The sequence below is a fragment of the Pseudomonas sp. D3-27 genome, assembly GCF_051132165.1.
GTDB lineage: Bacteria > Pseudomonadota > Gammaproteobacteria > Pseudomonadales > Pseudomonadaceae > Aquipseudomonas.
This window is the reverse complement of record NZ_CP071667.1, coordinates 852074-867345: the sequence shown is the minus strand read 5'-3', so window position 1 is coordinate 867345 and position 15272 is coordinate 852074. Positions and strand designations below refer to the sequence as shown.

The 15272-nt window shown below is 63.2% G+C and carries 14 protein-coding genes; 6 read left to right on the top strand and 8 right to left on the bottom strand.

The genetic code is table 11. The annotated features are described in order from the left end of the window. Window positions 1-73: 73 nt before the first annotated feature. Window positions 74-643: a GNAT family N-acetyltransferase gene (locus J3P92_RS04020; RefSeq protein ID WP_434609436.1), complete on the bottom strand. Its 570-nt coding sequence runs from the start codon at window positions 641-643 to the stop codon at window positions 74-76. A gap of 73 nt (window positions 644-716) precedes the next feature. Between J3P92_RS04020 and J3P92_RS04015 the strand changes: the two genes are divergently transcribed. Next, entirely contained in the window at window positions 717-1637 is a 921-nt protein-coding gene (locus J3P92_RS04015) for a histone deacetylase family protein (protein ID WP_434649957.1), read from the top strand. 280 nt (window positions 1638-1917) lie between these two features. Then, complete coding sequence (locus J3P92_RS04010; protein ID WP_434649956.1) at window positions 1918-3159, top strand: TIGR03862 family flavoprotein; 1242 nt, start codon at window positions 1918-1920, stop codon at window positions 3157-3159. Between the two features lie 133 nt (window positions 3160-3292). Here J3P92_RS04010 and J3P92_RS04005 read toward each other — a convergent pair whose 3' ends face one another. The 5 genes from J3P92_RS04005 to J3P92_RS03985 all read right to left on the bottom strand — a co-directional run bounded on the left by J3P92_RS04005 (window position 3293) and on the right by J3P92_RS03985 (window position 7745). Next, window positions 3293-4630 carry a DEAD/DEAH box helicase gene (locus J3P92_RS04005; RefSeq protein ID WP_434649955.1) on the bottom strand — a complete coding sequence of 446 codons (1338 nt, stop codon included), beginning with the start codon at window positions 4628-4630 and terminating at the stop codon, window positions 3293-3295. A 58-nt stretch (window positions 4631-4688) separates the two neighbouring features. Then, window positions 4689-5591, bottom strand: coding sequence for a drug/metabolite exporter YedA (gene yedA / locus J3P92_RS04000; protein WP_434649954.1), 903 nt, complete (start codon window positions 5589-5591; stop codon window positions 4689-4691). 157 nt (window positions 5592-5748) lie between these two features. Beyond that, window positions 5749-6360 carry a 3'-5' exonuclease gene (locus J3P92_RS03995; RefSeq protein ID WP_434649953.1) on the bottom strand — a complete coding sequence of 204 codons (612 nt, stop codon included), beginning with the start codon at window positions 6358-6360 and terminating at the stop codon, window positions 5749-5751. A 21-nt stretch (window positions 6361-6381) separates the two neighbouring features. Further along, complete coding sequence (locus J3P92_RS03990) at window positions 6382-6861, bottom strand: NYN domain-containing protein (RefSeq protein ID WP_434649952.1); 480 nt, start codon at window positions 6859-6861, stop codon at window positions 6382-6384. Window positions 6862-6989: 128 nt separating this feature from the next. Further along, window positions 6990-7745, bottom strand: coding sequence for a DUF2076 domain-containing protein (locus J3P92_RS03985; protein WP_434649951.1), 756 nt, complete (start codon window positions 7743-7745; stop codon window positions 6990-6992). A gap of 178 nt (window positions 7746-7923) precedes the next feature. Here J3P92_RS03985 and J3P92_RS03980 point away from each other — a divergent pair, with 178 nt between their 5' ends. Continuing rightward, window positions 7924-8583 (top strand): hypothetical protein, encoded by a 660-nt coding sequence (locus J3P92_RS03980; RefSeq protein ID WP_420767306.1) that lies wholly within the window; start codon window positions 7924-7926, stop codon window positions 8581-8583. Beyond that, entirely contained in the window at window positions 8580-9659 is a 1080-nt protein-coding gene (locus tag J3P92_RS03975) for an endonuclease/exonuclease/phosphatase family protein (RefSeq protein WP_434649950.1), read from the top strand. The genes J3P92_RS03980 and J3P92_RS03975 overlap by 4 nt, the downstream gene beginning before the upstream one ends. A gap of 130 nt (window positions 9660-9789) precedes the next feature. On the opposite strand, the gene hrpB is transcribed toward J3P92_RS03975, so the two are convergent. After that, window positions 9790-12306 (bottom strand): ATP-dependent helicase HrpB, encoded by a 2517-nt coding sequence (gene hrpB / locus J3P92_RS03970; protein ID WP_434649949.1) that lies wholly within the window; start codon window positions 12304-12306, stop codon window positions 9790-9792. A gap of 95 nt (window positions 12307-12401) precedes the next feature. Here hrpB and J3P92_RS03965 point away from each other — a divergent pair, with 95 nt between their 5' ends. Both J3P92_RS03965 and J3P92_RS03960 read left to right on the top strand, forming a co-directional pair. Next, entirely contained in the window at window positions 12402-12821 is a 420-nt protein-coding gene (locus J3P92_RS03965; protein WP_420767309.1) for a polyribonucleotide nucleotidyltransferase, read from the top strand. Between the two features lie 27 nt (window positions 12822-12848). Continuing rightward, complete coding sequence (locus tag J3P92_RS03960) at window positions 12849-13742, top strand: cation diffusion facilitator family transporter (protein ID WP_420767310.1); 894 nt, start codon at window positions 12849-12851, stop codon at window positions 13740-13742. Between the two features lie 178 nt (window positions 13743-13920). Here the strand turns inward: J3P92_RS03960 and J3P92_RS03955 are convergent, their stop codons facing one another. Beyond that, window positions 13921-14925 carry a DUF6515 family protein gene (locus tag J3P92_RS03955; protein ID WP_434649948.1) on the bottom strand — a complete coding sequence of 335 codons (1005 nt, stop codon included), beginning with the start codon at window positions 14923-14925 and terminating at the stop codon, window positions 13921-13923. Window positions 14926-15272 lie beyond the last annotated feature (347 nt).

Below are 15272 nucleotides of genomic sequence, written 5' to 3'. Positions count from 1 at the left end.
CGCAGTCTACGCTGCGGCGGCGGATCGATAGTGGCCCGGGCCATTTTGGTGGGCATTGTAACGTCCGTGTCGGCTAACCGTGCAGAGTCTGCAACCACTGCTCTCGGTCAATGCGATAGAGCACATGGTGACGCAATGGATGACCGACCGCGAGCTTTGGATGTTCGAAGTCATCGGCCGGGTCGTGGTGCATGCCGATGGCCTGCATGACCTTCTGCGACGGCAGGTTGTCGGTGGCGGTAAACGCCACCACCTCGTCCAGCCCCAGGCGGTCGAAGGCGCAACGCAACGCCGTCCACGCCGCTTCGCTGGCATAGCCGAACCCCCAATGCTCGCGGGCCAGGCGCCAGCCGATTTCCACCGCCGGGGTAAAATGCGCGTCGAATCCGACCACGCCCAGCCCGGTAAAGCCAATGAAAGCGCCAGTATCCTTGCGCTCCAACGCCCACAAACCAAAACCATGCTCTGCAAAATGCCCGCGCACGCGGCCGATCAACGCAGCGCTTTCCAGGCGACTCAAGGGTGCCGGGAAATAACGCATCACTTGCGCATCGGCAGACATGGCCGCGAACGTGGGCAAATCATCGTCGCGCCATTGCCGCAGTATCAACCGTGCGCTTTCCAGTTCCAGTATCGGCTCCATCTTCACTCCCTTTCCATGCCCCAGAGTCTACATCGCTGGTAGGATCCGTGGCTCAACCACCACTGAAAACACCATGCCGCTACCGTTGATCTACCACGAAGACTACAGCCCCGAGTTCCCAGCGGAACACCGCTTCCCCATGGACAAGTTCCGCCTGCTGCGCGATCACCTGGTGGAGAGCGGCCTGGCCCGGGACACAGACCTGCTGCGTCCCGCCCTGTGCCCGCCGGAGATTCTCGCCCTGGCCCATGATCGCGCTTATATCGAACGCTACATGGGCGGCGAGTTGTCCCGCGAAGACCAACGGCGACTTGGCCTGCCCTGGAGCGAAGCCCTGGCGCGGCGAACGGTGCGCGCCGTGGGTGGCTCGCTCCTGGCCGCCGAAAAGGCGCTTGAACACGGACTGGCCTGTCATCTGGCCGGCGGCACCCATCACGCCCACTACGACCACCCGGCCGGCTTTTGCATTTTCAATGACCTGGCCGTGATCAGCCGCTACTTCCTGGCCAGCGGCCGGGTTTCGCGAGTGTTGATTTTCGACTGCGACGTGCACCAGGGTGACGGTACGGCTCGAATACTCCATGACACTCCAGACGCCGTGACAGTTTCCCTGCACTGTGAAAAGAATTTTCCCGCACGCAAGGCGCAGAGTGACTGGGACATTCCACTGCCGATGGGCATGGAAGACGCTGCGTACCTTAAAGTCGTGGACGATGCGCTCAATTATCTGCTGCCGCTCTACCAGCCGGACCTGGTGCTGTACGACGCCGGCGTCGACGTACACAAGGATGACGCCCTCGGTTACCTGAAACTTACCGACGCAGGCCTCGCCGCCCGGGACGAAAGCGTCATGCGCCATTGCCTGGGGCGGGACATTCCGGTAGTGGGCGTCATCGGCGGGGGCTACAGCAAGGACCGCAAGGCCCTGGCCCGGCGCCACGGAATCCTGCACCACAGCGCACAAAAGGTCTGGGCGTCATCAGGCTGTCACTGAAATCTGGGCGCTTTACCCACAATGCCTGTGGAGCGGCCTGTGGATAACCTGAGCGAAACGGCTTACAGCCTATGGCGCGTATAGCTTGCGCAGATGTGGTTGTTTTTTGAACACGTATTCAGAAGGCACCCCATGCAAATGTGGGAGCGAGCCTGCTCGCGATAGGGGCATGTCAGTCGACATGATGTTACTGATCCGCCGCTATCGCGAGCAGGCTCGCTCCCACAGGAGTTTGTACTGATAGAATGCCGCGCTATTCCTCGTTTCCGCAGTTCACACCATGACCTCGACCACCCAGCCCTCCTCCCCACACATCGCCATCATCGGCGGCGGCCCCGCCGGCTTGATGGCAGCCGAGGTGTTGAGCCAGGCCGGTGTCCAGGTCGACCTGTACGACAGCATGCCGTCGGTGGGCAGGAAATTTCTATTGGCGGGCGTGGGCGGCATGAACATCACCCACTCCGAAGCGTTCCCGGCGTTCCTGTCCCGCTACGGCGAACGCTCGCCAAATATCGCCCCGCTGCTGCGGGCATTCGGCGCGGATGAGTTGTGCCAATGGATACAGGGCCTGGGCATCGACACGTTTGTGGGCAGCTCGGGGCGCGTCTTTCCGACCGACATGAAAGCCGCCCCACTGCTGCGCGCCTGGCTCAAGCGCCTGCGGGACGCCGGGGTGGTGATCCACACCCGCCACCGCTGGCATGGCTGGAGCCCCGACGGCGGCTTGCGCATCGCCAGCCCGGACGGTGAAAAAACCTTGTTCCCCGACGCAACGCTGTTGGCGCTGGGCGGCGGCAGTTGGTCGCGCCTGGGTTCCGATGGCGCCTGGATGCTGTCGCTGGAACAGCGCGGCGTGGCGTTGGCACCCTTGCAACCGAGCAATTGCGGATTCGACGTGGCCGCCTGGAGCGACTTCATGATCGGCAAGTTCGCCGGTGCCCCGCTCAAGAACATCGCCATCGGCCTCAACGACGATGTGCCACGCCTGGGCGAATGCGTAATCACCGCCACCGGCCTCGAAGGCAGCTTGATCTATGCCCTGTCGGCAGCGATTCGCGAGGCCATCAACCAGCACGGCAGAGCGACCATTCATCTGGACCTGTTGCCAGGCCGGCCTGTGGATAAAATCCTCCAGGCCTTGAACAAACCACGCGGGTCACGCTCGATGGCCAAGCACTTGCACAGTCAATTGGGGCTCGACGGGGTCAAGGCAGCGCTGTTGCGCGAGCTGACGTCCGCCGATTGCTTCGCCGACATGGCGCGGCTGGCGAAAGCGATCAAGGCCTTGCCGGTCACGCTGGTGAAAACCCGTCCACTGGACGAAGCCATCAGCAGCGCCGGCGGCGTGCCCTTCGAAGCGCTGGACGAACGGCTGATGCTCAAGCAATTACCCGGCGTTTTCTGCGCGGGGGAAATGCTCGACTGGGAAGCGCCGACCGGCGGCTACCTGCTCACGGCGTGCTTTGCCAGTGGCCGGGCGGCGGGGTCGGGGATGCTGGAGTGGTTACAGCGCCTGGATTGAAAACCTGGGCGCGGCCATCGCGAGCAAGCTCGCTCCCACAGAAGATCTGTGGTGCATTCAGGATCTGTGAACACCTGAGCACCACTGTGGGAGCGAGCTTGCTCGCGATAGCGGTATATCAGGCGCAGCAATATCAAGGCTTACGCTTACGCGGCCCAGTGTTGAAGACCGGCACTTTGCGCACAGGCTTGACCGAAGGTTCCACAGGCGCAGCGTCGCCACTGTCCACCCACTTGCCCAGATTGCGCTTGCCGCCGCCACCGGAGGTCTTTGGTTTCTTCGGCTTCTTCGGTTTTTTGATGACCTGGCCGCTGGAATCGGTCTCCGGCACGCGGTGTTCAGGCTCGAAATCCTGTTCCATCTGGCGCGGCAATGTCTGACGGGTCAGGGTCTCGATGGCCGACAGCAGGTTCACTTCATCGGCGCAGACCAGGGAAATCGCCTGGCCCGTAGCACCTGCCCGGCCCGTACGGCCGATGCGGTGGATGTAGTCCTCGGCCACGATTGGCAGGTCAAAGTTCACCACCAACGGCAAGTCCTCAATGTCCAAGCCACGGGCGGCGACGTCGGTGGCTACCAGTATCTGCACTTCGCTGGCCTTGAAGCGATCCAGCGCGCGCTGGCGGGTCGCCTGGGGTTTGTCACCGTGGATGCCGTCGGCATTCACACCGAGGCCCTGGAGTTTTTCCACCAGCGCATCGACGCCGTTGCGGGTCTTGGCGAACACCAGCACCTGCTTCCACTTGTGCTTGCGCATCAGGTGAGTGAACAGTTCCGGCTTGCGCTTCTTGTCCACCGTCACCACCCATTGCTTGACGGTATTGGCAGCCACGTTGCGCGGGCTCACTTCGATGCTCAGCGGGTCGTTGAGCATCTGCCCGGCCAACAGGCGGATCGCATCGGAGAAGGTCGCCGAGAACAGCAGCGTCTGGCGCTTCTTCGGCAATGCCTTGTAGATGTTCGCCAGCTCTTCGGAGAAACCCAGGTCGAGCATGCGGTCGGCTTCGTCCAGCACCAGCGTTTGCAATTGGTTGAACTTCAGCGCGTTCTGGCGGAACAGATCGAGCAAGCGGCCCGGCGTGGCCACCAGCAAGTCGACACCTTTGCGCAACTTCATCATCTGCGGGTTGATGCTGACACCGCCATATACGGCGTAGGTGCTCAAAGGCAAGTGCTGCGCATATTGGCGCACGCTTTCGTGGACCTGCTCGGCCAGCTCGCGGGTCGGCACCAAAATCAGCGCACGCACCGAGTTGGCGGCGACTTTCGGCCCTTCGGTGGTCAGCAACTGCAACAGCGGCACGGCGAAACCGGCGGTCTTGCCGGTGCCGGTCTGGGCCGCGGCCATCAGGTCGCGCCCGGCGAGCACGGCCGGCATGGCTTGGGCCTGGACCGGGGTCGGAGTCTGGTAGCCGAGCGTCTCGAGGGCGCGCAGCAGGGGTTCGATCAGGCCAAGGGTGGCGAAAGTCATGGAGGTACCGTAGGAAAAATCAGCGCAGGGTGTGCAATGCGCGGCAGTTTACCCTAAATCAGGATTCGGCCGGTGCGGGCTTGGGCTTGCGCCACTGGGGCAAACCGATCAGCACCACGGCGCTGATGATCACCAGCATCGCCAAGGCTTCCTCGATACCAATGGTCTCACCGGCGAAGACGATCCCCAGCAACACCGCCACCGCCGGGTTGACGTAGGCATAGCTGGTGGCCGCGGCCGGGCGCACATGCTTGAGCAGATACATGTAGGCGTTGAAGGCAATGATCGAACCGAAACCGATCAGGTAGACCAGCGCGAACCAGCCTTCCAGCGGCGGCATGTGGTCCAGACGTTCGCCGCTGGCAAAGCTGCCGATCAATAGCACCACGCCGGCCACCAGCATCTCCACGGCGCTGGCCATCGCTCCCGCCGGCAACGGCAGATGTTTGCTCAGTACCGAACCGAAGGCCCAGGAAGCCGCCGCGAACACCAGCAAGGCCGCCCCCAACGGGCTCGATTGCAGGTTGGAGCCCAGGTTGAGCATGGCGATGCCGATCAATCCCAACACAATACCGGCCCATTCGAGACGGGTATTACGCGCGCCCCAGAAATATCCACAGAGCAAGGTAAACAAAGGCACCGTCGCCACGGCCAACGCCGCCACCCCCGACGCCACGCCCATGTGCTCGGCGATGCTCACCGCACCATTGCCGAACGTCAGCAACAGCACGCCGATGAGCGCCCCGGCCTTCCATTGCGCCCAGGTCGGTGCCGGCGCCCCGCGCCAGCGCAGGAAGCCGTACATCAGCGATCCGGCGATCATGAAGCGAATCCCGGCCAGCAGCAACGGCGGCCAATGCTCGACGCCAATGCGAATCACCAGGTAGGTCGAACCCCAGATGACGTACAAGGCAAAAAAAGCAGCGATCAGAGGCAAGGGGAAACGGCGTGGGCCAGGCATGTTCAGCTCGAAGTCAGGACGATGAAACCTGTCATTCTAAAAAGGCGATCGACAGAAATTAAGTTACAAAATCTGTTTATCCGAGCCATACACTTTTCAAGACACGACAGATCTCAGATCAACACAACCCATCCTGTGGGAAGGTTTCGCGGTGTATTCAGAACCCGCGATGGCGTTTGAGGTGTTCGTCGATCTTCGCCGCCGGCACTTTTTGCAAGCTGCACAGCAAGTCATGGGACAACGCCCGCAGCCCATGCTTTTCTCGCAGTTCCGAGGCCAGGTGCGCGGTGAGGTTGGCGGCCATTTCGGCGTCGGCCATGGCGCGGTGAGCCTGGCCGGTGTGGGGCAAGCCGGCGAAAGTGTTGAGGGTGCCAAGCTTGTGGTTCGGCGCCGCTGGCATCAAGCGCCGGGCCAGCAACAGCGAGCAGGCAAAGTTCTGCAAGCGGGTGCGCTTGATGCGTCCCAATTCGAAATCCCAGAACTTCTGGTCGAACGCGGCGTTGTGGGCCAGCAGCGGCGTGATGCCGACGAATTCGTTGACCTCGTTCATCACTTTTTCCGCCGGGGGTGCGCTGCGCAACATGGCGTTGCTGATGCCGGTGAGCTGTTCAATGAAGGCCGGGACGTGAACGCCCGCGTTCATCAGGCTCTGATAACGGTCGACGATCCGGCCCCGTTCAAGGATCACCACGGCGATTTCGGTGGCCCGGCAGCTGCTGCTCGGGGTGATGCCGGTGGTTTCAAAGTCGATGACTGCGATGCGTTCCAAACCTGTGGGGCTCCTTGAAGATCAGTTCTTGAGCAGCAGCGCGCCTTCAATGGGCACGTAGCGGCTGACGGCGCGGATCAGCGAGTTGGCGGTCAGCCCTGGTACACCGTAGGCCACCGCCTGCACGCCATGCTTGCTGATGATGCGTTCGAGCAGCATGTCGAAATCGCCGTCGCCGGAGGCCAGCACCACCTCATCGACGTGATCGGCGGCGTCCATGATGTCCAGCGTGATGCCCACGTCCCAGTCGCCCTTGGCCGAGCCGTCGCTGCGCTGGATATAGGGCTTGAGCTTCACGGTGAAACCCAGGTTGCGCAGGATCTGCTGGAATTGTTGTTGCTTGCTGTCGCCGCGATCGATCGCATAGGCATAGGCCTCGACGATCTGACCCTGTTTGCTGACATCAGCCCACAACGCCGCATAGTTGAAATGGCAGCCGTAGGCTTGGCGCACGGTGTAATAGAGGTTCTGGACATCGGCGAACACTGCGATTTTTTTCACCGCGTTTCCTCATGAGTGCACACGCGCGCAGGCCACCAGGCCCGAAAAGTCGCCCAGTATGCCAGCCTCAAGGAATGTTCCGCGAATAATCGGCCCGAGGCGGCTGGGCGCCTCGGACGAATGGCAGGTCAGACGAAGGAGTCGTCGTCGCCGAAGAAGGACGAATCGTCGCTGTAATCCGCGTCGCTGAAACCGCCCGGGTCGTTGTCGTAGGTACTGTTGTCGGCCGTGCGCGAGTCATCGCCCCAACCGTTGCCACTGTTATCAACCGTGTCATTGACGGGTTGGGCCGGTTCTTCCTTGAGAATCTCAACGATTTCCTGAGGCTGATTGCTATGGAAAAGGCTGCTGATGCCTTGCGCCAGCATCACGCCACCGGCCACGCCCGCTGCGGTTTTCAGCGCACCGCCCAGGAAGCTGCCCGCCGCTGGGGCTTGCTGCGGCGGCGCGCCATAGTTGCCGGGCGCTGCGCCGAAGCCTTGCTGTGTCGGCGTATTAAAAGATGGCCGTGCCGGTTCGCGCCAGCCGCCACCGCTGGGTGCCGGCGCGCTTGCGGGACGTGAATCTCGGTTGCTGCCGCCGAAGATGCTTGAAAGAAAGCCACCGCCACCGCTTGGCGCCGATGCCTGGTTGCGCGCCTGCTGCAACTCGGCTTGCAATTGCTCGACCTGCTGGGCGAGTTGCTTGTTCTGCTCGTCCAGTCGCTTGATCGCCGCCTCTTGCACCAGGATCGCCTGGGCCATGAAATAGCCCGCCGCAGGCTGCTTGGCCAAATGCTCCTTGATCCGCGCCTCAGCCTGGGCGTCGCGCGGGGCTGAATCCTTTTCGGCCTGTTGCAACCGTGAAAACAGTCCATCGATCAGGGTTTGTTCTTCGCTGTTCATGGCGACCTCATCAGATTGCCGAATAAAAAACCAGGCCGGTCCGCAAAAGACCGGCGCCCGTTTGTAATGGGGCCCGCCAAGACGCTTTCAATGGTCTTTACCTGATGTTTACGTTTGTTTATGCGGGCAGCTGATGGGTAAAGTGTCGGACCGCTTTTCTGAACTGCGATACCGACCCATGAATCCGTTAGAAGTACTGCGTGACTCCTTGTATTTTTTCAAGCGCCATCTGGGCCGGATCGCCCAGTTGTGCCTGCCGCTGGTGATACTTGAAGCCGTGCTGCAACAAGGGGTGGACAGCGCCGTCGGGGCCGAGGGCTTTTCCGGTTACAGCGTGATCGTCGGGCTGTTGGTATACCCGCTGTACACCGCGGCGTTGATTCTGTTTCTTGACGCCCGCAGTCGTGGCGAAGCCCCCCGCCCTCGCGACCTGCTCGCGGCCTCGCTCCTGCAATGGCCACGCTTTGCCTTGCTGACCGCCCTCAATACGCTGCTGATCCTGATTGGCATCTCGTTGTATTTCCTGCCAGGGCTTTGGCTGATGGTTGTCCTCGCCTTCGGTGAGTATCTGGTGGTACTCAAAGGCTTGGCACCACTGGCCGCGATGAAGGAAAGCCTGCGCATGAGCCGCGGTCATTTCTGGCGGATCCTGCTGTGTATCCTGGCCGTGATGATCCCGCTGTGGCTGCTCAAGGGCGCCAGCGTCTCGGTGTATCCGCCGCCGCAAAACCCCTTGGTCAGTTTGCTGATCGACAGCATCCACAGCTTCCTGCAATTGTTCACTACGGTGGTGCTGTTCCGAATGTTCATGTTGATTGCAGAAAAACCTGAGCCATGACCCGCCTGCTGCGATACGCCCTGCTGGGCCTGCTGTTGATTGTCGGAATCGGCGCCTTTTCGGTTTATGGCCTGACCTGGCGTCCACAGGCCCGGGAAACGCTGCCCGTCAGCTGCGCCGCCAACGCCGCGCCGCTGATACCCGGCCAGGCCTTGAAAGTCATGACCTGGAACGTCCAGTTCCTGGCCGGCAAGCGCTATGTGTTCTGGCACGACCTGGCCCAGGGCAACGATGAAAGCCCGACTCCTGAAGACATGGCCTTCAGTCTGGATGAAGTGGCTCGGGTCATTCGCGACGAGCAACCAGACGTGGTGTTGCTCCAGGAACTGGACAACGGCGCCAAGGCCAGCGAGTACCAGGACCAGCTCAAGCTGTTGCAGGAACGCCTGGCCGACCTCTACCCGTGCGGCACCAGCGCCTTCGATTGGAAAGCCGACTTCATTCCCGATCCGCGCATCTTCGGCAGCGTCGGCCGACAGCTGGCGACGCTGAGCCGCTACCGCATCGACCATGCCGAGCGGGTGCAATTGCCGGTGGCCGATGGGAACTTCATCAGCCGTCAGTTCCAGCCGAAAAACGCCTTGCTCGTGAGTTACCTGGCCCTTAACGGCGGCGGTCAACTGGCGGTGCTCAATACGCACCTGGAGCGAGCCACGCAGCTGCACGACACGGCGCGCAGGCAGGTCGAAGCCATTTCCAAGTCCCTCGACAAGCTCGAGTCCGCTGGCACGCCCTGGCTGATCGGGGGCGATTTCAACCTGTTGCCCCTGGGCCAATACCGGCGCCTGTCGATCGAACAGCGCTCGCCCTACTCCGCGGACAGCGAGCTACATTTGCTGTGGGACAAATACCCGATGATCCCCACCAACAACGAGGCCAGCGGTCTCGACCGCACGCACTGGCTGACCCACTACCCCAACGACCCCGGCCTCAACGGCCCCGACCGCACCGTCGACTACCTGTTCTACAGCCCACGCCTCAAACGGGTCGAAGCCCTGGTCCGGCAGGACGACACGTTGCGCATCTCCGACCATTTGCCGGTAATCGCGCGGTTTTTGTTGCCGGCGATGCCTTAGTCAGACTCGCCTTGCCCACTGTGGGAGCGAGCTTGCTCGCGATCGCGGTGTGTCTGCCAATACTGATGCAGCTGATTCGCCGCCATCGCGAGCAAGCTCGCTCCCACAGTGGGCCTGCGGTGGGACCAGGTCACTTGCGCGGCTTGACCCGCGCCGTCGCTTCAGCCACCAACGGGTCGTCCGGCCAGTAATGCTTGGGATACCGTCCCTTGAGGTCCTTCTTTACCTCGGCGTAGGTGCTGCGCCAGAAGTTCGCCAGGTCCTGGGTCACCTGCACGGGCCGACGAGCCGGCGACAGCAGGTGCAACTTGACCACCTGCCGCCCCCCAGCAATGCGCGGGGTGTCGGACAGGCCGAAGAGTTCCTGCAAGCGCACCGCGAGGATCGGCGGGTGTTCGCTGTAGTCCAGGCGGATCGACGAGCCCGAGGGCACGCTCAAATGGTGCGGCGCCTGTTCGTCCAAGCGTTGCGGCAAAGGCCAGGGCAACAGGTTATGGACGATGCTCGACAGATCCAGGCTGGCGAAATGACTGAGACGCGACACCCGTCCCAGGTACGGCATCAACCAGTCTTCGAGGCTGCCCAGCAACGCTGCGTCGCTGACGTCCGGCCATTCGCTCTGGCCCTTGCTCTCCACATCGAGGCGACGCAACAGCGCCACCCGCGCCTGCCATTGCCGCAACTCCGGCGTCCATGGCAGCAATTCCAGGCCCTTGCGCCGCACCAGGTTGACCAGCGCCTGGCTGCGGGCCGTTTCCTCCAGCCCGGTCAACGGCTCGCGACTGAGCACCAACTCGCCGACCTTGCGCTGGCGCTCGGCGCGCAGTACGCCTTCGCGCTCATCCCAGTCCAGCTGGTCGACCGTATGCACCTGCTCGGCCAGCACCGAGTCGAACAGCGTCGGGTCGAAATCCGTCGCCAGATAAATCCGCTCTTCGCGCTGGCCTTGGCGGCTGCCCAAATCGGCAATGACCAGCCAGGGTTGCTTCATCAGGCTGTCGGCCTCGGCAAACAGCGCCGCACGACCGTTGGCCAGGCGATACTCCGCGCCGCCGGGCCGGCGCTGTTGGGCGACGCGATCCGGGTAAGCCAGCGCCAGCAGCGCGCCGAGCCAACGTGGATGATCGGGATCGGCCACGGCTTCCCCAGCCTTGCCCCGCAAGTAACCGCGATATTGCCGGGCCAATTGCCGCGCCCGCTGCACGCCACCCTGGGCGCCGCGTGCCTCCCGTTCCTCGCCGGAGAGCAAGGCCAGGCGACTATGCAGGTCCGCGCCGGCGCCGCGAAGAATGTCGCGCTCGCCCAACAACGCGGCGACGTTGCAGGCCATGTCCGCCAGCCCCAGCCCCTGGCCGCGCAACAGCAAGTGGGCGATTCGCGGATGAGCCGGGAGTTCGGCCATGGCCTGGCCGTGGCGGGTCAGTTGGCCGCCATCGAGTGCGCCGAGACGTTGCAACAGGTCTTGGCCCTGGGCATACGCGGCGGTCGGCGGGACGTCGAGCCACACCAATTGCTGCGGCGTCATGCCCCAGCGCCCCAATTGCAGGGCCAGCCCGGCCAGGTCCGCCGAAAGAATTTCGGCGCTGCCATAAGCGGCCAACTGTTCGTGCTGGTCTTCGGACCACAGCCGATAGCACACCCCCGGTTCCAGGCGTCCGGCACGGCCGGCCCGCTGGGTCGCGCTGGCGCGGGAGATGCGCTGGGTGTCCAGGCGGGTCATGCCGCTGCCCGGATCGAAACGCGGGACGCGGGCGAGCCCGGCATCCACCACCACCCGCACGCCATTGATGGTCAGGCTGGTCTCGGCGATGTTGGTCGCCAGCACGACTTTGCGCAGCCCGGGCGGTGCTGGATCGATGGCGGCGCGCTGGGCCGTCAGGTCCAGTTCACCGTGCAACGGGCACAGCAACACGTTGCCGCCGTCGCCAAGGGCGTCGGCCAATTGATGATGAACCCGGCGGATTTCGGCTTGCCCGGGCAAGAACACCAGCACGCTGCCGGTTTCGTCGTGCAGCGCTTCGAGCACGGTCTGCACCAGTCGCGGCTCGATGAATTCCCCAGGTTGGAACGGCCGACCCCAACGCACCGTCACCGGGAACACCCGTCCTTCGCTGCGCAGGATCGGCGCGTCGTCCAGCAATTCCGCCAGGCGCTCGCCTTCCAGAGTCGCGGACATCAGCAGAATTTTCAGTGGCTGGTCTTCGCGAAACAGCTCCCGGCCATTGAGGCTCAAAGCAAGGGCGAGGTCGGCGTCGAGACTGCGCTCGTGGAATTCGTCGAAAATCAGCAGCCCCACGCCTTCCAGCGCCGGATCGTCCTGCAGGCGGCGGGTGAGAATGCCTTCGGTGACCACTTCAATGCGCGTGTTGGGGCCCACCTTGCTGTCGAGGCGAATCCGGTAGCCCACGGTTTCACCGACCTTTTCCCCTAGCTCACTGGCCAGGCGCTCGGCCGCCGCCCGTGCCGCCAGGCGCCGGGGTTCGAGCATGAGGATGGTCTGCCCGGCCAGCCAAGGCTCGTTCAGCAGGGCCAAGGGAACACGGGTGGTTTTACCGGCGCCGGGGGGCGCTTCGAGCACCGCTTCGTGGCGCGAGGCCAGGGCTTGGCGCAGCGCGGGTAAAACTTCATCAATCGGCAAAGAAATCATGCTGGCTCCAAAACAAAGGGCCGAGTATAACGGCGAACTGTTTGGCGTGGTCTGGACTCCAACCAGCAACGCCCATACCTGCTCAGGAGATTGCTATGCGTATTCCCTTTCGCGTGATCGGCGGCGTCCTGGTCGCCACCCTGCTGACCCAGATCAGCGCGTGCGGCTCGATCTTCTACCCGGACCGTCGCGGCCAGATCGAAGGCAAGATCGACCCGGCCATCGCCGCGCTCGATGCCGTTGGCCTGCTGTTCTACATCATCCCCGGCCTGATCGCCTTCGCCGTGGACTTCGCCACCGGCGCGATCTATTTCGAGCCGGGCCGCAGCGTCCAGATCGAGCCAGAAAAACTCAAGCCGGCCATCAACCCCGACGGCACGGTCAATAACCACAAGCTGCAAGCGATCCTGGAAAGCGAGCTGGGCCGCAGTTTCCCGCTGGATGATCCACGTCTTATCCAGCACAAGGGCAACGTCCAGCAACTGGCCGCGTTCGGTCTCAAACCCGCCGCATAAGAGGCGCAGCCCAAGGAAGACCGCGCCATGACCACCCGTACCGAACACGCTCGCCTGCTGCGCATGGCCACCCGGGCATCGGTGGCCGTGGCGCTCGTGCTGATCGTCGCCAAGGCGCTGGGCTGGTGGCTCAGCGGCTCGGTGAGCATGCTCGCCGGCCTGACCGACTCGGCGTTGGACGGCGTCACCTCGCTGCTCAATCTGCTGGCGGTGCATTACGCGCTGCGCCCCGCCGATGAAGATCACCGCTACGGGCATGGCAAGGCCGAATCCTTGGCCGGCATGGCCCAGGCGCTGTTTATCGGCGGCAGCGCGGTATTGATCGCGTTGCAGGCTTTCGAGCGGCTGAAGGACCCGGTGCCCGTGGACGCGCCCTGGCTCAGCGTCGGCGTGATCGTGTTTTCCCTGTTGCTTACCTTGGCCCTGCTGGCGCTGCAGCATCGGGTCATCCGCGCCACCGGCTCCAATGCCGTGCGCGCCGACTCGCTGCATTACCGTTCGGATTTGTTGCTCAATGGCAGCATCCTGGTGGCGCTGGTCCTGGCCGGGTTCGGTTGGTATCAGCTCGACGCCTGGTTCGGCCTGGGGATCGCGGTATACATCCTGTGGAGCGCGATCCAGATCGCCCGGGAAAGCTTCGCGGTGCTGATGGATGAGGAGTTGCCGCCCGACGTCAGCCAACGCATGCTCGAGCTGGCCTGCGCGGTGCCCGGCGTGATCGGCGCCCATGACCTGCGCACGCGGGTCTCCGGCAACCATTGGTTCGTGCAACTGCACCTGGAACTGCCAGGGGAACTGACCCTGTCAGTGGCCCACGGCATCAGCGACCAGGCCGCCGATGCGATCCAGCGTGCTTATCCGAAGGCCGAAGTGCTGGTGCATGCCGATCCGTCGGAAGTGGTGAAGCGCGCCAGCGCCTAGCTCGTGCACACAAACTTGTGGCGAGGGGATTTATCCCCGTTGGACTGCGAAGCAGTCCCAAAGCAGCCAACTCAATCTGCCTGGCACACCGAGGCGGTGGTTCAGGGCCGCTTCGCACCCCAGCGGGGATAAATCCCCTCGCCACAAAAAGCAGCGTCCGCACGATCTTTGCCACGCCTCAGTACGTCACCTGATACCCACGGCTGCTCAAGCAATTGCCCTGCGCCTGGCGATAGGTCTGCACCACCTCCGGCGCCGGCGGGTAGGTGTAGTTGCGCGGGTCGAACCCACTCTGCTGCACCGCCCAGCGATAGCAATCGTAGCCGTCCTGGTTGACCTGTTCCCGGGACTGGCCGTTGGCCGGATAAGCCACCACATCAAAACTGTTGCCCTGCGGTTGCGGCTGCGGGTTGGCGACCGGCGCGTCGACCACGACGTAGTCCTGGGTATTGGCTTCGTAGATGTAATAGGCGCCGGCGGCGAGGAAGAACAGCGAACTGCCGATCCAGACCTCGCGGGCATAATCGGGCAGATAACGGGTGCGAATGCCCCGTGGCGGCTGGACCACGACATAACGCGGCCCTTGAGGGCGATACCAGTAGCCACCGGAGTAGAAATAATCGTGGCCGCGATAAGGCACACGATAATTGCGATCCGGGAAGCGATCGATCACATAACCCGGGCGATATTGCGGCCCCGGCCCCCAGCCGTTGCCATGGCCGTCAGGCCGGCCGGGCCAGTGCTGCTCGGGACGCCCCTCATGACCGGGACGAGGCCCGCCATTGGGGTAGCCATCGTTGCGGCGCGGGATGTCGCGGTAGTAGCCCGGTTGCGGTTCACGGGTCTGGTTCACGCTGTCGGGCCGGCCCTGGATCGGCAGGTTGTTGCCCGGCTGTTGCGGTGGGCGGCCGTGACTGTTGGGGTCCTGCGGTGGACGCTCATATTGCTGTCCACCCGGGTTTTGCGGCCTGACCTCGAACTGTCGGCTGTTATCGCCCCGGATGATCTCGTTGCTTTGCTGCCTGGGTTGCCCTGAATAACCCTGGCCGTTGCCGCCTCGTCCGTCCTGCCCGCGGTCACCGTCCGGGCCGCCACGGTTTTGCTGATCGTCGGCCACCCCCTGCGCACTGACACTTGCCCACAACAGACCAACACCTGCCAAACGCCAGATGCGCGACTTCATGAAATTCCTCACAACGGTTCGGGGCCTGGACGTAAGACTGGAAAAGCCCAGGCCGGTTCGGCGATAGGTTATCAGCCGCGGGGTTTATTTCGCAGGCATAAAAAAGGGAGGCCCGTCGGCCTCCCCTTGAGAATCTAGTCCGTGCTCGACGCTTTTGACGTCGGCTCACCTCACGCCGTCTTCTGGACAGTGTGCAGCTCGGGGGTCTGCCAGTACCGGTGGGTACTGCGACCGCAGCCGGCCGGATTGGGCGGGCTGCACTGGACTGTTTGTCCGAGCAGTGATCTTGGTGATAAGCATAGGCCCGAGGCGTCGGCAGGCGATTGCGAAGATTGCTCGAATAAACT

Excerpts from the sequence above, each read along its gene's own strand:
- yedA (WP_434649954.1), bottom strand. The coding sequence starts at position 5,591 with ATGCCTGGCCCACGCCGTTTCCCCTTGCCTCTGATCGCTGCTTTTTTT.
- J3P92_RS03955 (WP_434649948.1), bottom strand. The coding sequence starts at position 14,925 with ATGAAGTCGCGCATCTGGCGTTTGGCAGGTGTTGGTCTGTTGTGGGCA.
- J3P92_RS04010 (WP_434649956.1), top strand. The coding sequence starts at position 1,918 with ATGACCTCGACCACCCAGCCCTCCTCCCCACACATCGCCATCATCGGC.
- J3P92_RS03975 (WP_434649950.1), top strand. The coding sequence starts at position 8,580 with ATGACCCGCCTGCTGCGATACGCCCTGCTGGGCCTGCTGTTGATTGTC.
- J3P92_RS03965 (WP_420767309.1), top strand. The coding sequence starts at position 12,402 with ATGCGTATTCCCTTTCGCGTGATCGGCGGCGTCCTGGTCGCCACCCTG.
- hrpB (WP_434649949.1), bottom strand. The coding sequence starts at position 12,306 with ATGATTTCTTTGCCGATTGATGAAGTTTTACCCGCGCTGCGCCAAGCC.
- J3P92_RS04015 (WP_434649957.1), top strand. The coding sequence starts at position 717 with ATGCCGCTACCGTTGATCTACCACGAAGACTACAGCCCCGAGTTCCCA.
- J3P92_RS03985 (WP_434649951.1), bottom strand. The coding sequence starts at position 7,745 with ATGAACAGCGAAGAACAAACCCTGATCGATGGACTGTTTTCACGGTTG.
- J3P92_RS03960 (WP_420767310.1), top strand. The coding sequence starts at position 12,849 with ATGACCACCCGTACCGAACACGCTCGCCTGCTGCGCATGGCCACCCGG.
- J3P92_RS04020 (WP_434609436.1), bottom strand. The coding sequence starts at position 643 with ATGGAGCCGATACTGGAACTGGAAAGCGCACGGTTGATACTGCGGCAA.
- J3P92_RS03980 (WP_420767306.1), top strand. The coding sequence starts at position 7,924 with ATGAATCCGTTAGAAGTACTGCGTGACTCCTTGTATTTTTTCAAGCGC.
- J3P92_RS04005 (WP_434649955.1), bottom strand. The coding sequence starts at position 4,630 with ATGACTTTCGCCACCCTTGGCCTGATCGAACCCCTGCTGCGCGCCCTC.